Below are 17,062 nucleotides of genomic sequence, written 5' to 3' on the forward strand. Positions count from 1 at the left end.
AACCATGGAAGTCGTTAAGGAACTGCTGGAGCGCTCGCACCGGCTGGGCGCCGACCCGCGTAACACTAACTACGCGGGCGGCAACACCTCGGCCAAGGGTGCGGCGCCCGACCCGGTCACCGGCGAGGACGTCGAACTCCTCTGGGTCAAGGGCTCGGGCGGCGACCTGGGCACGCTGAAGGAGTCCGGGCTCGCCGTGCTCCGCCTGGACCTCCTGCGCGCGCTCGTGAACGTCTACCCGGGCGTGGAGCGCGAGGACGAGATGGTCGCCGCGTTCGACTACTGCCTGCACGGCAAGGGCGGCGCCGCGCCGTCGATCGACACCGCCATGCACGGCCTGGTCGAGGCCGCGCACGTCGACCACCTGCACCCCGACGCCGGGATCGCGCTCGCGACCGCGGCCGACGGCGAGGAGCTGACCAGGCGCGTCTTCGGCGACCGCGTGGTGTGGGTGCCGTGGCGGCGGCCCGGCTTCCAGCTCGGCCTGGACATCGCCGCCATCAAGGAGGCCAACCCGCAGGCCATCGGCTGCATCCTCGGCGGCCACGGCATCACCGCCTGGGGCGCCACGGCGCAGGAGTGCGAGTCCCGCTCGCTGGAGATCATCCGCGCCGCGGAGGCGTACCTGGCCGAGCACGGCCGCCCCGACCCGTTCGGCTCGGTGATCTACGAGACGCTGCCGGAGGCCGAGCGGCACGCGCGGGCCGCCGCGCTGTTCCCGCACATCCGCGGCCTGGCCTCCACCGACCTCCGCGTCGTCGGCCACTACACCGACACGCCCGAGGTGCTGGACTTCGTCTCCCGCGCCGAGCACCCGCGCCTGGCGGCGCTGGGCACGTCCTGCCCCGACCACTTCCTGCGGACCAAGGTCGCGCCGCTGGTGCTCGACCTGCCGCCGGACGCGTCCCTGGAGCAGGCCGTCGAACGGCTGCGCGAGCTGCACACCGCCTACCGCGCCGACTACACCGCCTACTACGACCGCAACGCCACCCCGGACTCGCCGCCCATGCGCGGCGCGGACCCGGCGATCGTGCTGGTGCCGGGCGTCGGCATGTTCTCGTTCGGCAAGGACAAGCAGACCGCCCGCGTGGCCGGCGAGTTCTACGTCAACGCCATCAACGTCATGCGCGGGGCCGAGTCCGTCTCCACGTACGCGCCCATCCCCGAGTCGGAGAAGTTCCGGATCGAGTACTGGGAGCTGGAGGAGGCCAAGCTCCGCCGCATGCCCAAGCCGAAGCCCCTGGCCACCCGCGTCGCGCTGGTGACCGGCGGCGGCTCGGGCATCGGCGCGGCCACCGCCCGCCGCCTGGCCGCCGAGGGCGCCTGCGTGGTGGTCGCCGACCGCGACGTGGCCGCCGCGGAGAAGGTCGCCGCCGAGATCGGCGCGGCCGCGTACCGGGTGTCCGACGTCGCGGTGGCGGTCGCCGTGGACGTCACCTCGGAGGAGCAGGTCGCCGCGGCGGTACGCGCGGGCGTGCTGGCCTTCGGCGGCGTGGACCTGGTCGTCAACAACGCCGGCCTGTCGCTGTCCCGCGCGCTGCTGGAGACCACCCTCGACGACTGGGACCTGCAGCACGACGTGATGGCCAGGGGATCGTTCCTGGTGGCGCGCGAGACGGCCCGGGTCCTGATCGACCAGGGGCTGGGCGGCGACATCGTCTACATCTCCTCCAAGAACGCCGTCTTCGCCGGCCCGAACAACGTCGCCTACGGCGCGGCCAAGGCCGACCAGGCGCACCAGGTCCGGCTGCTGGCGGCCGAGCTGGGCACGCACGGCATCCGCGTCAACGGGATCAACCCCGACGGCGTCGTACGCGGCTCCGGCATCTTCGCCTCCGGCTGGGGCGCCAACCGCGCGGCCGTCTACGGCGTGGAGGAGGAGAAGCTCGGCGAGTTCTACGCCCAGCGGACCCTGCTCAAGCGCGAGGTCCTGCCCGAGCACGTGGCCGCCGCCGTCTTCGCCCTCACCGGCAACGACCTCACCCACACCACGGGCCTGCACATCCCGGTGGACGCGGGCGTGGCCGCCGCCTTCCTGCGCTGACCGCTCAGGAGTAGGCCGCCACCATCCCGATCAGCGTCAGCGCCATTCCGGCCGCCGTGACCAGGAAACCCCCGGCCACGGCGGCCCGCCGCCCCCTGCGCGCGCCCGCCCAGTACATGATCACGTACGGCAGGAACCCCAGCCCTCCGAACCCGACCGCCGGCAACGTCAAGGCCGCCAGGACCCCCTTCGTCCCGGCCGGGACCGCGCGGTCGCCTTCCGGCGTGAGCTGGGCCCGCGTCATGTCGCCCGCCTCGGAGTCCGGCGAGGCGTCCACCGCCACGGCGCTGCCGCCGGAGTCGGGAGTGAAGATCCCCTGGCAGTCGTAGCGACCCTGGCCCAGCGCCTCGCACGAGGCCACCCGCAGCGTCCCCGGCGTGCCGGCCCGCCCTGTGGCCAGCTCCAGATCGCCGATCGCGAACGCCACCGGCGCCAGGCACACCGTCAGCCAGAGCAGCACGAGGACGATCCGCCCGAGCCGCCCCGGATCCCTCCCACCAGGGGTGACGAACTGGATATCGGGCATGAAGTCGCTCATGTGCCCCATCGTCGCCACCCCGGCTTGGCATTCACCTGCAGCCCACTGGGAACACTCACCGTCTCACCATGTGGTCATCTGGACGCCTCCAGCTTGCATGTCCATCCCGTGAAGTGCATTATCTTCACAGTAAGGTCATGAGCAATGATGCATGAATATGCAGGAGAGAGGGCGGAATGAGGGCAGCGGTCGCGGGGGCCAGCGGCTACGCGGGAGGAGAGTTGCTCCGCCTCCTGCTCGGGCACCCCGAGTTCGAGATCGGCGCGCTCACCGCGGCGTCCAGCGCGGGCAACCACCTGGGCGCCCACCAGCCTCACCTGCCGCAACTGGCCGACCGGATCATCGAGGACACCGTCGCCGACACGCTGGCCGGGCATGACGTCGTCTTCCTCGCACTGCCGCACGGCCACTCGGCCGCCGTCGCCGCCCAGCTCGGCACGGAGACGATCGTCGTCGACTGCGGCGCCGACCACCGGCTCACCGACCCGGCCGCCTGGCAGGAGTTCTACGGCGGCGAGCACGCCGGATCCTGGCCCTACGGCCTGCCCGAGCTGCCCGGCCAGCGGGAGGTCCTGCGGACGGCCACCCGCATCGCGGTCCCCGGCTGCTACCCGACCTCCGTCCTGCTGGCCCTGTCGCCCGCGTTCGCCGCGGGCCTGGCCGAGCCGGACGTGGTCGTGGTGGCCGCCAGCGGCACCAGCGGCGCCGGCAAGTCGCTCAAGCCCAACCTGCTCGGCAGCGAGGTCATGGGCTCGGTCAGCGCGTACGGCGTGGGCGGCGTCCACCGGCACACTCCCGAGATGGAGCAGGGCCTGTCGGCCGTCGCCGGCGCCCCGGTCCGCGTCTCTTTCACCCCGACGCTGGCGCCCATGAGCCGCGGCATCCTCGCCACCTGCAGCGCCCCGGCCGCGCCCGGCCTCACCAAGGAGGCGCTGCGGACGGCGTACGAGATCGCGCTGAAGGAGGAGCCGTTCGTCAAGCTCCTGCCCGAGGGCACGTGGCCGGCCACCTCCATGACCTACGGCGCCAACACCGCCGCCCTGCAGGTGACGCTCGACGAACGCGCGGGCCGCGTGGTCGCCGTCATCGCCATCGACAACCTCACCAAGGGCACAGCCGGAGGTGCCGTCCAGAGCGTGAACCTCGCACTCGGCCTCCCAGAAGAGCTCGGCCTTCCCCTGACAGGAGTCGCACCTTGAGCGTAACTGCACCACTCGGTTTTCGGGCCGCGGGCATCGCCGCCGGGATCAAGTCCGGCGGCGCCCGTGACCTGGCCCTCGTCGTCAACGACGGGCCCAGCAGGGCCGCCGCGGGCGTCTTCACCGCCAACCGCGTGAAGGCCGCCCCTGTGCTGTGGTCGCAGCAGGTTCTGTCCGGCGGGCGGCTGCGAGCGGTCGTGCTCAACTCCGGCGGCGCCAACGCCTGCACCGGCCCCGAGGGCTTCCAGGACACCCACGCCACCGCCGAGAAGGTGGCCGAGGTGCTCCAGGACTCCGCGGGCGAGGTCGCGGTCTGCTCCACCGGCCTGATCGGCGAGCGGCTGCCGATGGACGCGCTGCTGGGAGGCGTCGAGACCGCCGCCGGCCAGCTCTCCCGCGACGGCGGCCTGGCCGCCGCCGACGCCATCCGCACCACGGACACCGTCTCCAAGATCTCGTTCCGGCGGGGCAGCGGATACATGGTCGGCGGCATGGCCAAGGGCGCGGGCATGCTCGCCCCCTCCCTGGCCACGATGCTGTGCGTGATCACCACGGACGCCGACCTCACCGTCGAGGAGCTCGACGCCGCGCTGCGCAAGGCCACGGCCAGGACGTTCGACCGCCTCGACACCGACGGCTGCATGTCCACCAACGACACCGTGCTCCTGCTGTCCAGCGGCGCCGCCGGCGTCAAGCCGGACCTCGCCGAGTTCGAGCAGAAGGTCCACGAGGTCTGCGCCGACCTGGCCAGGCAGCTCCTGGTCGACGCCGAGGGCGCCTCCAAGGCCATCGCCATCGAGGTCGTCGGCGCCGACTCGGAGGCCGACGCGGTCAAGGTCGGCCGCGCGGTCTCGCGTTCCAACCTGCTCAAATGCGCCATCCACGGCGAGGACCCCAACTGGGGCCGCGTCCTGGCCGCCGTCGGCACCACCGACGCGGTGTTCGAGCCCGACCGCCTGAACGTGGCCATCAACGGCATCTGGATCTGCCGCGGCGGCGCGGTCGGCGACGACCGCTCCAAGGTGGACATGCGCCCCAGGGACGTGACGATCACGATCGACCTGTCGGCCGGCCCGCACACCGCGACGGTGCACACCACGGACCTGACGGCCGAATACGTCCACGAGAACTCGGCGTACTCCTCGTGAGGTCCCTCAGCGCGCAGGCCAAGGCCGAGTCGCTGATCGAGGCGCTGCCCTGGCTGACCCGCTTCCACGGCGCGACCGTCGTCATCAAGTACGGCGGCAACGCCATGACCGACGAGTCGCTCAAGGCGGGCTTCGCCGAGGACGTCGTCTTCCTGCAGCACGCGGGCCTGCGCCCGGTCGTCGTGCACGGCGGCGGCCCGCAGATCAGCAGCGCGCTCGCCAGGCTGGGCATCGAGTCGACGTTCACCGCCGGGCTGCGGGTCACCACGCCGGAGGCCATGGAGGTCGTCAGGATGGTCCTGGTCGGCCAGGTCAACCGCGACATCGTGGGCCTGGTCAACCGGCACGGCCCGTTCGCCGTCGGCATGTCCGGCGAGGACGCCCACCTGTTCACGGCCGTGCGCAAGCACGCGATCGTGGACGGCGAGCCGGTGGACATCGGCCAGGTCGGCGAGATCATCAAGGTCGAGCCGGGCGCGGTGCGGGCCCTGATCGACAACGGCCGCATCCCGGTCATCTCCAGCGTGGCGCGCGGGGACGACGGGCAGATCTACAACGTGAACGCCGACACCGCCGCGGCCGCGCTGGCCGTGGCGCTCGAGGCGCAGAAGCTGATCGTCCTCACCGACGTCGAGGGCCTGTACGCCAACTGGCCCGACGACACCGACGTGATCGACCAGCTCGACGCCGACGAGCTCGAGACGCTGATGCCGACGCTGTCCAGCGGCATGGTCCCCAAGATGGAGGCCTGCCTGACGGCGGTCCAGGGCGGCGTCCCGCAGGCTCACGTGCTCGACGGCCGCGTGCCGCACTCACTGCTGCTGGAAATATTCACCAATGAGGGAATCGGAACGATGGTGATGCCCTGATGAGCCTGTACAAGAGGTTCGAGACGGCCTTCATGCCCAACTACGGCGTGCCGCCGGTGGCGCTGGCACGAGGCGAGGGCACTCGCGTCTGGGACGTGGACGGCAACGAATACCTCGACTTCATCGGCGGCATCGCGACCAGCTCGCTCGGTCACGCCCACCCCGCCCTGGTCGAGGCCGTCTCCAAGCAGGTCGCCACGATCGCGCACACCAGCAACCTGTTCCTGCACGAGCCCGAGGTGCTGCTCGCCGAGAAGCTCCTCACCCTGCTCAACGCCCCGGGCAAGGTCTTCTTCGCCAACTCCGGCACCGAGGCCAACGAGGCCGCCTACAAGCTCGCCGTCAAGTACGGCAAGCGCGAGGGCCGCTCCTACTTCGTCGCCGCCGAGAACGGCTTCCACGGCCGCACGATCGGCGCGCTGTCGCTGACCGGCAAGCCGTCGATCCGCGACCAGTTCGGCCCGTTCCCGGTCGATGTCCGCTTCGTCCCGTACGGCGACGCCACCGCGCTCAAGGAGGCCGTGACCGGCGACTGCATCGCGGTCTTCCTGGAGCCCACCCAGGGCGAGGCCGGCGTCGTGCCGCCGCCCGAGGGCTACTTCGAGGCGGCCCGCGAGATCTGCGACTCCACGGGCGCGCTCCTGGTCGCCGACGAGATCCAGTCCGCGATCGGCCGCACCGGCCACTGGTTCGCGCACCAGGCCGACGGCGTCACGCCCGACATCCTGACCCTGGCCAAGGGCCTGGGCGGCGGGCTGCCGATCGGCGCGTGCATCGGGTTCGGCGACGCGGGCAAGCTGTTCGCCAAGGGCGACCACGGCTCCACGTTCGGCGGCAACCCGGTCGCCTGCGCCGCGGCCCTGGCCGTGCTCGACAACCTCGATCTCGACCACGTCAAGTCGGCCTCCGCGCGGCTGCGCTCCGGCCTGGAGTCGATGCGGCACCCGCTGCTGAAGGGGGTGCGGGGGCGGGGCCTCTGGCTGGCCACCGTGCTGAGCGAGCCCCGCTCGGCCGAGGTCCAGAGCGCCGCCCAGAGCGCCGGCTTCCTGGTCAACGCCCTCCAGCCGGACGCCGTACGCATCGCGCCGCCGCTGGTGGTCACGGCGGAGGAGATCGACAAGTTCCTGGCCACGTACCCGGCGATTCTCGCGGAGGCGGCCAAGTGACCAGGCACTTCCTGAGGGACGACGACCTGACGCCGGCCGAGCAGGCGGAGGTGCTCGACCTCGCCGCGGCCATGAAGAAGGACCGGTTCGGCTACCGCCCGTTCGAGGGCCCGCAGACGGTCGCGGTCCTGTTCGACAAGCCGTCGGCCCGCACGCGCGTCTCCTTCCACACCGGCATCGGCGAGCTCGGCGGCCTGCCGCTGGTCGTGGACAACGTCTCGGTCCTCATGGGCCGCGGCGAGCCCACCGCCGACATCGCCCGGGTGCTCGACCGGCAGGTCGCCGCCATCGTGTGGCGGACCACCGGGCAGGAGCTCATCGACGAGATGGCCGCCCACTCCCGGGTGCCGGTCGTCAACGCGCTCACCGACGAGTTCCACCCCTGCCAGATCCTGGCCGACCTGCAGACCGTCCAGGAGAGGCTGGGCCGGACCGCCGGGGTCACGCTCACCTACCTGGGCGACGGCGCCAACAACATGGCCCACTCCTACCTGCTCGGCGGGGCCACCGCCGGCATGCACGTGCGCATCGCGGCCCCGGCCGGCTACCAGCCCGACGCGGTCATCCTCGACCAGGCCGCCGCCATCGCCGCCAGGACGGGCGGTTCGGTGATCGCGCTGTCCGACCCGGTGGCCGCCGCCCAGGGCGCGCACGTGATCGCGACCGACACGTGGGTGTCGATGGGCCAGGACGGCAAGGAGGAGCGGATCGCCGCGCTCATGCCGTACCAGGTGAACTCCGAGCTGCTGGAGCACGCCGCGCCCGACGCGATCGTGCTGCACTGCCTGCCCGCCTACCGCGACTACGAGATCACCGCCAAGGTCCTCGAGGGCCCGCAGAGCGCGGTGTGGGACCAGGCGGAGAACCGGCTGCACGCCCAGAAGGCGCTCCTCCACTGGCTGGTGTCCCATCGATGATGATTCCCATGACCAAGGCGGCGCGGCAGGCCAAGATCACCGACCTGCTGCAGCGGCAGGCCGTGCGCTCCCAGCCGGAGCTGGCCAAGCTGCTGGCCGAGAGCGGCGTCGAGGTCACCCAGGCCACGCTCTCGCGTGACCTCGACGAGCTCGGCGCGCTCAAGCTGCGCGCCGACGACGGATCCCTGGTCTACGCCCTGCCCGGCGAGGGCGGGGCACGGATCCCGCTCACCCGGCTGGGCACCGGCGAGAGCCCGGCCGCGCGACTGCACCGCATCGCCGAGGAACTGCTGGTCGGCGCCGAGGCGTCGGCCAACCTGGTCATCGTACGGACCCCGCCGGGCGCGGCCCAGTTCCTGGCCTCCGCCATCGACCACGCCGACTGGGAGTCGATCCTCGGCACGGTCGCGGGCGACGACACGATCCTCGTGATCAGCCGCGATCCGGCGGGCGGCCAGGCCGTCGCGGACGCGCTGCTGAGAGTGGCCGACCGGCGCGGCTAGCCCGCCACGTGGCCAAGATCTGATATCCGGAGATATGTAATGTCCGAAAGGGTAGTACTCGCGTATTCCGGCGGCCTGGACACCTCGGTCGCCATCCCGTACCTCGCCGAGAAGATGGGCGCCGAGGTCGTCTGCGTCGCCGTGGACCTCGGCCAGGGCGGCGAGGACATGGAAGCGATCCAGCAGCGGGCCGTCGACTGCGGCGCGGTCGAGTCGGTCGTGGTGGACGCCAAGGAGGAGTTCGCCGCCGACTTCTGCGTACCCGCGCTGCAGGCCAACGCCCTCTACATGGACCGCTACCCGCTGGTCTCCTCGCTGTCGCGCCCGCTGATCGTCAAGCACCTGGTCTCGGCGGCCAAGCGGTTCGGCGGCACGATCGTCTCGCACGGCTGCACCGGCAAGGGCAACGACCAGGTCCGCTTCGAGGCCGGCCTGGCCGCCCTCGCCCCGGACCTCAGGGTCGTCGCGCCCGCCCGCGACTTCGCCTGGACGCGCGACAAGGCCATCGAGTACGCCGAAGCCAGGGGCCTGCCCATCGAGACGTCGAAGAAGAACCCGTTCTCCATCGACCAGAACCTCTGGGGCCGCGCCGTCGAGACCGGCTTCCTCGAGGACATCTGGAACGGCCCCACCGAGGACGTCTACTCCTACACCGACGACCCGGCCCGGCCGCGCGAGGCCGACGAGGTCGTCATCACGTTCGAGCAGGGCGTTCCGGTCGGGATCGACGGGCGGCCGCTGACGCCGTACCAGGTCATCGACGAGCTGAACCGGCGCGCGGGCGCGCACGGCGTCGGCCGGATCGACCTGGTCGAGGACCGCCTGGTCGGCATCAAGTCGCGCGAGGTGTACGAGGCGCCCGGCGCCGTCGCCCTCATCACCGCGCACATGGAGCTGGAGAACGTCACCGTCGAACGCGACCTCGCCCGCTTCAAGCGCGGCGTGGACCAGCGGTGGGGCGAGCTCGTCTACGACGGCCTGTGGTTCTCGCCGCTCAAGAGCGCCCTCGACGCGCTCATCGCCGAGGCGCAGAAGCACGTCTCCGGCGACATCCGCATGACGCTGCACGGCGGCCGGGCCACTGTCACCGGTCGCCGCTCGGAGGATTCTCTGTACGATTTCTCGCTGGCCACCTACGACACCGGCGACACGTTCGACCAGTCGCTGGCCAAAGGGTTCGTCCAGCTGTTCTCCCTCCCTACTAAGATCGCCGCCGCACGGGACGCCAAGAAGGGCTGACGTGCACTATGGTCGCGCCGGAGCACAGGAGCTCGGGGCGAGAGAACGAGGAACGATGCCGACGAGGCCCGAAGCGGGTGCGACCATGGACATGGTCACGAAGGAGACAACGGTGAGTGATGGCAAGCCGATGCGGCTGTGGGGTGGGCGCTTCGAGAGCGGCCCGTCCGACGCGCTGGCCCGGCTGTCGGTGAGCGTGCACTTCGACTGGCGGCTCGTGCCGTACGACCTGGCCGCGTCCAGGGCGCACGCCCGCGTGCTGCACAGGGCGGAGCTGCTGAGCGACGAGGAGCTCGAGCGCATGATCGGCGCGCTCGACGACCTGGAGCGCGCCTGCAAGGCGGGCGAGTTCCGGCCGACGGTCGCCGACGAGGACGTGCACACGGCGCTGGAGCGCGGCCTGCTGGAGCGGCTCGGCTCGCTGGGCGGCAAGCTCCGCGCGGGGCGCTCGCGCAACGACCAGATCGCCACCGACCTGCGCCTCTATCTGCGCGATCACGCACGCACGGTCGTCTCCCGCCTGGTCGAGCTGGAGACGGCGCTCATGGCCCAGGCGGAGCAACACGCCGAGACGGCCGCGCCCGGCATGACGCACCTGCAGCACGCGCAGCCGGTGTCGTTCGGCCACCAGCTCCTGGCCCACGTGCACGCCTTCGCCCGCGACGTCGACCGGCTCACCGACTGGGACAAGCGCGCCGCGATCTCCCCGCTCGGCGCCGGCGCGCTGGCGGGCTCGTCGCTGCCGCTCGACCCGCAGGCCGTGGCCGAGGAACTCGGCTTCGCGGCCGCCGCGCCCAACTCGATGGACGCCGTCTCCGACCGTGACTTCGCGGCGGAGTTCCTGTTCGACGCGGCCATGATCGGCGTGCACCTGTCGCGGCTGGGCGAGGAGATCGTCCTGTGGGCCTCGCAGGAGTTCCGCTGGATCGAGATGGACGACGCCTACTCCACCGGCTCGTCGATCATGCCCCAGAAGAAGAACCCCGACGTCGCCGAGCTGGCCCGCGGCAAGTCCGGGCGCCTCATCGGCAACCTGATGTCGCTGCTGACCACGCTCAAGGGCCTGCCGCTGACCTACAACCGCGACCTTCAGGAGGACAAGGAGCCCGTCTTCGACGCGGTCGACACGCTGCTCCTGGTCCTGCCGGCGGTGGCCGGGCTGGTCGCGACCATGCGGGTCAACACCGCCCGCATGGAGTCCTCGGCGCCCGACGGGTTCGCGCTGGCCACCGACCTGGCCGAGCTGCTCGTCCGCCGCGGGGTCCCGTTCCGCGAGGCCCACGAGGCGGTCGGCCACCTGGTGGTGTGGTGCCAGGTCAACGACAAGGACCTGGGCGACCTCACGGACGAGGAGCTGATCAAGGTGTCGGCGCACCTGACGCCCGACGTCCGCGACGTGCTCAACGTGCCCGGCGCCCTGGCCGCGCGCAAGGCCCACGGCGGCACCGCGCCCGACCGCGTCCGCGACCAGCTCGTCGCGCTGCGGGAGGCGGTCGACGCACAGGCGGCATGGGCAGCGGGGATCTGAGCTCCGCCGCGCTGCCGCGGGGTTTCTTCGACCGGCCGTCGCACGAGGTCGCGCCCGAACTGCTCGGGCGCGTGCTCGTGCACGGCCCCGTCGCCGTGCGCCTGACCGAGGTCGAGGCGTACGGCGGCCCCGGCGAGGACCCGGCGGCGCACACCTATCGGGGCAAGACGCCGCGTAACGCGGTCATGTTCGGCCCGCCGGGGCACCTGTACGTGTACTTCACGTACGGCATGCACTTCTGCGCGAACCTGGTCTGCCTGCCCGAGGGCTTCGGCTCGGCCGTGCTGCTGCGCGGGGGCGAGGTGGTGGCGGGCATCGACGAGGCCCGCGCCCGGCGCACCTCCACGGGCAACGGCATGGCTACGAGCGGCCGGGTGATTCCCGACCGGGACCTCGCGCGCGGCCCGGCAAGGCTGGCCGTCGCCCTCGGCCTGCTCCGCGAGCACAACGGCCTCGACGCGATCGCGGAGGCCTCTTTCGCGGCCGACCGCCGGCTGACCGGGGTCCCGCATGGAGCCGCGGCCATGCTGGAGGGCCGCCCGGCGGAGGCGGAGTCGATCAGGTCAGGCCCGCGTACCGGCATCTCGACCGCCAAGGACACCCCGTGGCGGTTCTGGATCGACGGCGACCCGACAGTGTCGCCCTACCGCGCTCACGTGCCCCGCCGCCGCAACGCCGCGGCCACCTCGGTGGGAGGGGCATCGAGGTCGTGACGGCTGAAAATGTGCAGGTTGTCGCCGGTGTCGATCTCCAGGAGCTCGCTCCGCCGCCCCCACCGCCTGCTCACGTCGACCTTGACGTCCCGGATCGCCTCCCAGGGCACGTGCCGTTTGCCCGCGAACCCGTGCACCACGGTGATCCCGCTCTGATCGGCCGCCAGCCGTACGGGGGCGATCAGATCGCGCAGCCCCATCCCGCCTACCAGCACGGCTGCCGGCACGGCCAGGATCACACCGCGGACATCGCCGGCGACCCACCAGTAGACGGCGAGCCCAGCACACGCAAGAGCCCCTAAAATCTTGAAAACAGCCAGCTCGCGACGGACCCTCCACATGGAGACAGAGCGTATCCAAGTGGCGGTGAACCCGGGCGATCGGGCACGCTTGCACTATTCAACGTCCAACGTCTCTACGGAAAGCCGGCACCGTGACCGACATTCTCGATGACCTCGCGTGGCGAGGGCTTATCGCCCAGTCCACCGACCTCGACGCCCTGCGCGCGTCCATGGCCAAGGGCCCGATCACGGTCTATTCCGGTTTTGACCCCACCGCTGCCTCCTTGCACGTCGGCCACTTCGTGCCGCTGCTCACGCTGCGCCGCCTCCAGCTCGCCGGGCACCGCCCGATCGGCCTGGTCGGCGGCGCCACCGGCCTGATCGGCGACCCGAGCGGGCGCAACACCGAGCGCTCGCTCAACGCCTCCGAGGTCGTCGCGGAGTGGGTGGAGCGTCTGCGCGGCCAGGTCGGACGTTTCCTCGACTTCGAGGTCCAGCCGAACGCCGCCCAGCTGGTCAGCAACCTCGACTGGACCGGCGAGTTGAGCGCCATCGACTTCCTGCGCGACATCGGCAAGCACTTCCCGGTCAACCGCATGCTCGCCAGGGAGTCGGTCTCCGCGCGGCTGCAGGGGGAGGGGCTGAGCTACACCGAGTTCAGCTACCAGATCCTGCAGGCCAACGACTACCTGGAGCTGTTCCGCCGCCACAACTGCACGCTGCAGATCGGTGGCAGCGACCAGTGGGGCAACATCACGGCGGGCGCCGACCTCATCCGCCGCATCGAGGGCGGGCACGTCCACGCGCTCACCCTGCCGCTGATCACGAAGGCCGACGGCACCAAGTTCGGCAAGACGGCGGGCGGCGCCCTCTGGCTCGACCCGGAGATGACCTCGCCCTACGCCTTCTACCAGTACTTCCTCAACTCCGACGACCGTGACGTGATCCACTACCTCAAGGTCTTCACCTTCAAGACCCGCGAGGAGATCGAGGCCCTGGAGAAGGCCGTCGCCGAACGCCCCTTCGCCCGGGAGGCGCAGCGGACGCTCGCCGAGGACCTCACCGAGCTGCTCCACGGCAAGCAGGAGCTCGACGCGGTCGTGGCGGCCTCGAAGGCGCTCTTCGGACAGGGCGAGCTGGAGGACCTGCCCGCCTCCACGCTGGGGGCGGCGCTGGCCGAGGTGCCGAAGGCCACGGTCCCCGCGCTCGGGACGCCGTTCGTGGACCTCCTGGCCGACAGCGGCCTGGTGGAGTCGAAGTCGGCGGCCAGGCGGGCGGTGAAGGAGGGTGGGGCGTACCTCAACAACGTCAAGATCACCGACGAGGCGTACGTTCCCGGCTCCGAGGACCTGCTGCACGGGCGCTTCATGGTGCTCCGGCGCGGCAAGAAGTCGATCGGCGGCGTCGAGGTCGGCTGACCTTCGCGTGACCTTCGCGGGCTCCTCCCCGTCCGGGGAGGGGCCCGCTTCCATGTGGTACGCCGACCGCGTACTCCGTGAGGTCTTCGTGAGGTCTTCGTGAGGTGGGTCAGCGGCGGACTCCGCGCGGTGGGTCAGCGGCGGACGAACAGCGCCACCGTCAGCCCCGGCAGATCGGCGGAGTGCTTGGCCAGGCTCAGCTTGAACCCCGCCTTCACCACCTCGGCGACCCGCGGGACCGCGTCACCGTCGAGGCCCGACTGCTTGCTCCCGCGCCACACCACCCACACCCGCTCACGCCCGTCCAGCGCGGCCGCCGCGTCGGGCCGCTCCGGATACCCGAACCCGTCGGGCAAGGGCGCGTCCCCGGTCTTGAGCACGTCAACCGGCATCAAAGAGTCCGCGTAGTACTCGAAGCCCGTGCGGAGCTGGCTCTGGCCGTACACGATCGCGTCGTCGGGCTCGGCCTTGATCACGCGCAACGCCCAGGGGATGTTCTCGAAACGGCCGTTCTCCTCGCGCACCGTGACGTGCTCCTGAACGGACAGCGCGCACCCGAGCAGCACCACCACGACCGCGGCCACCACCTGGAACCGGGGCAGGGCCGCCACGGCGAGCCCCGCCAGCAGCGCCAGCGCAGGGGCTGTCACGAACAGGTACCGGTCCACGTAGACGGGGGTCACGAGCTGCGACACGGCGAGCAGCAGCACCGGAGGCAACACCAGCCACCCGACCACCACGAACACCCACACCCTGCCCCCGGTCACCCCGGCTCCGCCGGTTTCCCCGGCCCTGGCCCTGCCGGTTTCTCCGGGCCCGGCTCCGGTTCCGCCGGGTTCCTCGACCCCACGTGGCGCCGCCTTCCACAGCAGCACCGCACCGGCCAGCGCCAGGGCGAACAACATCACGCCCAGCCCGGTCGCCCCTGCTGCCATCTTCGGGAACTTCAGCCACACCTCCGGCCCCCGCTGCGGGATCCAGCTGATCGCATGCCGCTCCCCGAACCCCACCAGCCCCAGCACCGCGGCGGGCACACACCCGACGGCCATCGCCGCCAGCATCGGCACCACCCGGCCCCGGCGCACCAGCAGCAGTTGGGCGGGCAGCACCAGCACCGCGAACAGGTGGGTGGAGCATACGAGGGCCACCGCGACCCCGTACACCCCCCACCGCCTGACCTCGGAGCGCTCCACGGCCCGGTGCAGCGCCCAGAACGAGAACACCACCGCGGCCGCCGCGAACGCGTACGACCTGGCGAACGCCCCGAAGTAGGACACCGAAGGCAGGATCGCGAAGACAGCGGCCGCGATCACCCCGGCCCGCGTGCTGTGCAACCGCCGCCCCAGATCGACCAGGAACCAGGCGGCCACACCGATCCCCACCGCCGACGGCAGCCGCAGCCACAACTCCGCCGTACCTGCCTTCATCCAGAGGTGCATGAACAGGTAGTACGGGAGGAAATGGCCGTCGATGTGCCGGGCCAGCTCCCACATCCCGGCCAGCGAACGGGAAGCGGCGCTGATGGTGGCCAGCTCGTCGCCGTTCAGGGTGGCGGACCCCGTACCTGTGAATGCCGCGATGCCGGCGAGCAAGGACATCCACCATGGGGTGGCTGTACGGAGGCGTTCGGCGGGACGGGCGGGGGGAGCTAGCGTGGCGGCAGTGGTCACCGGGGCAGGATACGCGGGGGGAAGGTCGGGAGTATTCGCGTTCGCCCCTTATGCACTGCGGCCGACTGACGAGCCCAACAGCCCGGCCATCTCACGGCCACGGCCACCACCACTGGCACCAGCCACTCCACGGCCACTACCACCACCGGCACGGCCACCGCCACCAGTCCGGGCCACCGCCACCAGTCCGGGCCACCCCGCGCTACCCCACGACCACGGGCACCGGCACGGACACCAGGAACCTGCGACGGACGCCTGGGGATGCCTATGAGAGGCCGTCCCCCGCCACCCACGCCCCCAGCCACAGTGATCTCGCTCCCCGAGCGGATCCCCCGAGCGTCGCCAGGGCCGCCCCGACAATCATTGCCGGGTGACGCGTGTCGGCTTCACAACGATCACCACCCGCCGCTCGGCATCCCCAACCGGCCGCTCATACTCCAGGCCGTACCGGTTGGCCAGCACGTCGAAGAAGTCCCCCGAAGGGTCGGGCTCCAGCCGCTCGACCACGCCGCGGATCTCCAGATAGCGATACGGCTGCTCAGGGTCGTTGATGGAGACCGCCACCTGCGGATGCTGCTTGACGTTCCGGTACTTGAAGCGATCCATCGTGGTCGTGAAGCGCAGGTGCTCACCGTCCCAGATCGTCCAGACCGGGTTCACGTTGGGCGTCCCGTCGGCTCCGATCGTCGCCAGATGGGCGAACAGCGGGCGCTTCAGCAGGTCCAAGTGGCTGTCGGGAATGATCACGTCTCTCCTCCAAAGCGTAGATACACGCCAGGTTATCAAAGCTTTGATAATCATCAATGTTGTACTATTTACGACATGGGGATGCCTGCGGACGAACGCCTCGGTCTGGACATCAAGCGTGCGGAGCAGACCCTGATCGCGGCCAAGCAGGCCGCCGTCCGGCCGGCAGGGCTGACCGTGCCCCAGTACGCGACGCTGTTCGCCCTGGCCGACAACCCCGGTATCTCGGGCGCGGCGCTGGCCAGGGCGTGCCTGGTCACGCCCCAGGCCATGACCGTCGTGCTCAAGAACCTGGAGGAACGCGGCTTCATCGAACGCTCCCCGCACCCATGGCATCGAAACGTCCTGGAGACCCGGCTGAGCGAGGCCGGGCGTGCGGTGCTGAAGGCGGCGGACGAGCGCGCCGTGGTGATCGAACGCGCGATCGCGGGTGAGTTCAGCGCGGAGGAGCGGGAGCAACTGCGCAGCCTGCTGGCCCGGTGCGCCGAAGCGATCGCCCGCGCCACCCTGGAACTGTGACAGCAAGAGACCGTCGGGCTGTGCCACCGGGAGGGCTGGGACATGGCTCGCGCCGCGCGGCGGGGATCGTCCGCGACACGCCCCCTGGCGAGGCGATTTGACGTGTCGCGGATTGCGACCTAGTCTTTCAGTTCGCGCCGGGAGTGAGCCGGACGCCGATCAGGCGGACGGGCCCCCGCGCAAGCCCTTTGAAATGACGAGCCACTCGGCAGAGCCGCTTCGGCGCGCTCGGAGTTCGGGTCGTCGTCTGGCGCACGGAGATCACCGAAAAATCGGTTGATTCGACAGGCTCTGGATGACACGGTAAGTTACGAGGGTTGCCCCGGGACAACCGGGGTGCACCATCCTAAGCAAGTCTGAGCAGTTTCCAGCAAATCTCCGGATTTGACGGAAATCAACAAGCTCGGTAAATTTTAGGAAAACGCGAGGTACGCCTCCGAGCGAAGGTCGAGAGACTTGAGCGAAGATGTACGCGTCCGTTTCTTGAGAACTCAACAGTGTGTTAAAAGCCAGTGCATGAGATACACATGCATATCCCCGTCATTTATTGACGGAAATTGCTT

Annotated in this window: 16 protein-coding genes; 12 read left to right on the plus strand and 4 right to left on the minus strand. The window is 70.8% G+C overall.

Annotated features, from left to right (window positions below; genetic code table 11):
* Positions 1-4: 4 nt before the first annotated feature.
* Positions 5-2,044: a bifunctional aldolase/short-chain dehydrogenase gene (locus tag ACWEPL_RS41935; RefSeq protein WP_452439468.1), complete on the plus strand. Its 2,040-nt coding sequence runs from the start codon at positions 5-7 to the stop codon at positions 2,042-2,044.
* 4 nt (positions 2,045-2,048) lie between these two features.
* Here the strand turns inward: ACWEPL_RS41935 and ACWEPL_RS41940 are convergent, their stop codons facing one another.
* Positions 2,049-2,582, minus strand: coding sequence for a hypothetical protein (locus ACWEPL_RS41940; protein WP_452439469.1), 534 nt, complete (start codon positions 2,580-2,582; stop codon positions 2,049-2,051).
* A 176-nt stretch (positions 2,583-2,758) separates the two neighbouring features.
* On the opposite strand from ACWEPL_RS41940, the gene argC reads away from it, so the two are divergent.
* The 9 genes from argC to ACWEPL_RS41985 all read left to right on the plus strand — a co-directional run bounded on the left by argC (position 2,759) and on the right by ACWEPL_RS41985 (position 11,864).
* On the plus strand, positions 2,759-3,781 hold the full coding sequence (gene argC, locus ACWEPL_RS41945; protein ID WP_452439470.1) for an N-acetyl-gamma-glutamyl-phosphate reductase: 1,023 nt from the start codon (positions 2,759-2,761) through the stop codon (positions 3,779-3,781).
* The gene (argJ, locus tag ACWEPL_RS41950; protein WP_363972002.1) at positions 3,778-4,929 is read left to right on the plus strand and encodes a bifunctional glutamate N-acetyltransferase/amino-acid acetyltransferase ArgJ; all 1,152 of its coding nucleotides are present in this window, start codon (positions 3,778-3,780) and stop codon (positions 4,927-4,929) included. Before argC ends, argJ begins: the two co-directional genes overlap by 4 nt.
* Positions 4,926-5,798: an acetylglutamate kinase gene (gene argB / locus ACWEPL_RS41955; RefSeq protein ID WP_363972000.1), complete on the plus strand. Its 873-nt coding sequence runs from the start codon at positions 4,926-4,928 to the stop codon at positions 5,796-5,798. Before argJ ends, argB begins: the two co-directional genes overlap by 4 nt.
* Positions 5,798-6,964, plus strand: coding sequence for an acetylornithine transaminase (locus tag ACWEPL_RS41960; RefSeq protein ID WP_363971998.1), 1,167 nt, complete (start codon positions 5,798-5,800; stop codon positions 6,962-6,964). The genes argB and ACWEPL_RS41960 overlap by 1 nt, the downstream gene beginning before the upstream one ends.
* Positions 6,961-7,881 carry an ornithine carbamoyltransferase gene (gene argF, locus ACWEPL_RS41965; protein ID WP_363971996.1) on the plus strand — a complete coding sequence of 307 codons (921 nt, stop codon included), beginning with the start codon at positions 6,961-6,963 and terminating at the stop codon, positions 7,879-7,881. The genes ACWEPL_RS41960 and argF overlap by 4 nt, the downstream gene beginning before the upstream one ends.
* A complete protein-coding gene (locus tag ACWEPL_RS41970; RefSeq protein WP_350727243.1) occupies positions 7,878-8,384 on the plus strand; it encodes an arginine repressor in 507 nt (168 codons plus the stop codon). The genes argF and ACWEPL_RS41970 overlap by 4 nt, the downstream gene beginning before the upstream one ends.
* Positions 8,385-8,423: 39 nt before the next feature.
* A complete protein-coding gene (locus ACWEPL_RS41975) occupies positions 8,424-9,623 on the plus strand; it encodes an argininosuccinate synthase (protein ID WP_452439471.1) in 1,200 nt (399 codons plus the stop codon).
* Between the two features lie 91 nt (positions 9,624-9,714).
* Positions 9,715-11,151 (plus strand): argininosuccinate lyase, encoded by a 1,437-nt coding sequence (argH, locus tag ACWEPL_RS41980; protein WP_350727263.1) that lies wholly within the window; start codon positions 9,715-9,717, stop codon positions 11,149-11,151.
* Positions 11,133-11,864, plus strand: a complete 732-nt coding sequence (locus tag ACWEPL_RS41985) for a DNA-3-methyladenine glycosylase (RefSeq protein WP_350727245.1) — start codon at positions 11,133-11,135, stop codon at positions 11,862-11,864. The genes argH and ACWEPL_RS41985 overlap by 19 nt, the downstream gene beginning before the upstream one ends.
* On the opposite strand, the gene ACWEPL_RS41990 is transcribed toward ACWEPL_RS41985, so the two are convergent.
* Positions 11,804-12,205, minus strand: a complete 402-nt coding sequence (locus ACWEPL_RS41990; protein WP_452439472.1) for a PH domain-containing protein — start codon at positions 12,203-12,205, stop codon at positions 11,804-11,806. The genes ACWEPL_RS41985 and ACWEPL_RS41990 overlap by 61 nt on opposite strands.
* A gap of 92 nt (positions 12,206-12,297) precedes the next feature.
* Here ACWEPL_RS41990 and tyrS point away from each other — a divergent pair, with 92 nt between their 5' ends.
* On the plus strand, positions 12,298-13,563 hold the full coding sequence (tyrS, locus tag ACWEPL_RS41995) for a tyrosine--tRNA ligase (protein ID WP_350727247.1): 1,266 nt from the start codon (positions 12,298-12,300) through the stop codon (positions 13,561-13,563).
* A 134-nt stretch (positions 13,564-13,697) separates the two neighbouring features.
* On the opposite strand, the gene ACWEPL_RS42000 is transcribed toward tyrS, so the two are convergent.
* Both ACWEPL_RS42000 and ACWEPL_RS42005 read right to left on the minus strand, forming a co-directional pair.
* Positions 13,698-15,161 carry a glycosyltransferase family 39 protein gene (locus ACWEPL_RS42000; RefSeq protein ID WP_452439473.1) on the minus strand — a complete coding sequence of 488 codons (1,464 nt, stop codon included), beginning with the start codon at positions 15,159-15,161 and terminating at the stop codon, positions 13,698-13,700.
* 432 nt (positions 15,162-15,593) lie between these two features.
* Positions 15,594-15,980: a PPOX class F420-dependent oxidoreductase gene (locus ACWEPL_RS42005; protein ID WP_363971986.1), complete on the minus strand. Its 387-nt coding sequence runs from the start codon at positions 15,978-15,980 to the stop codon at positions 15,594-15,596.
* Between the two features lie 75 nt (positions 15,981-16,055).
* On the opposite strand from ACWEPL_RS42005, the gene ACWEPL_RS42010 reads away from it, so the two are divergent.
* Positions 16,056-16,499 (plus strand): MarR family winged helix-turn-helix transcriptional regulator, encoded by a 444-nt coding sequence (locus tag ACWEPL_RS42010; protein WP_452439474.1) that lies wholly within the window; start codon positions 16,056-16,058, stop codon positions 16,497-16,499.
* The last annotated feature ends 563 nt before the right edge of the window (positions 16,500-17,062 follow it).

Source organism: Nonomuraea sp. NPDC004186 (assembly GCF_053603495.1).

Excerpts from the sequence above, each read along its gene's own strand:
- ACWEPL_RS41970 (WP_350727243.1), top strand. The coding sequence starts at position 7,878 with ATGATGATTCCCATGACCAAGGCGGCGCGGCAGGCCAAGATCACCGAC.
- ACWEPL_RS41985 (WP_350727245.1), top strand. The coding sequence starts at position 11,133 with ATGGGCAGCGGGGATCTGAGCTCCGCCGCGCTGCCGCGGGGTTTCTTC.
- ACWEPL_RS42010 (WP_452439474.1), top strand. The coding sequence starts at position 16,056 with ATGGGGATGCCTGCGGACGAACGCCTCGGTCTGGACATCAAGCGTGCG.
- ACWEPL_RS41935 (WP_452439468.1), top strand. The coding sequence starts at position 5 with ATGGAAGTCGTTAAGGAACTGCTGGAGCGCTCGCACCGGCTGGGCGCC.
- ACWEPL_RS41975 (WP_452439471.1), top strand. The coding sequence starts at position 8,424 with ATGTCCGAAAGGGTAGTACTCGCGTATTCCGGCGGCCTGGACACCTCG.
- ACWEPL_RS42000 (WP_452439473.1), bottom strand. The coding sequence starts at position 15,161 with ATGTCCTTGCTCGCCGGCATCGCGGCATTCACAGGTACGGGGTCCGCC.
- ACWEPL_RS41990 (WP_452439472.1), bottom strand. The coding sequence starts at position 12,205 with ATGTGGAGGGTCCGTCGCGAGCTGGCTGTTTTCAAGATTTTAGGGGCT.
- ACWEPL_RS41940 (WP_452439469.1), bottom strand. The coding sequence starts at position 2,582 with ATGAGCGACTTCATGCCCGATATCCAGTTCGTCACCCCTGGTGGGAGG.
- ACWEPL_RS41960 (WP_363971998.1), top strand. The coding sequence starts at position 5,798 with ATGAGCCTGTACAAGAGGTTCGAGACGGCCTTCATGCCCAACTACGGC.
- argH (WP_350727263.1), top strand. The coding sequence starts at position 9,715 with ATGGTCACGAAGGAGACAACGGTGAGTGATGGCAAGCCGATGCGGCTG.
- argC (WP_452439470.1), top strand. The coding sequence starts at position 2,759 with ATGAGGGCAGCGGTCGCGGGGGCCAGCGGCTACGCGGGAGGAGAGTTG.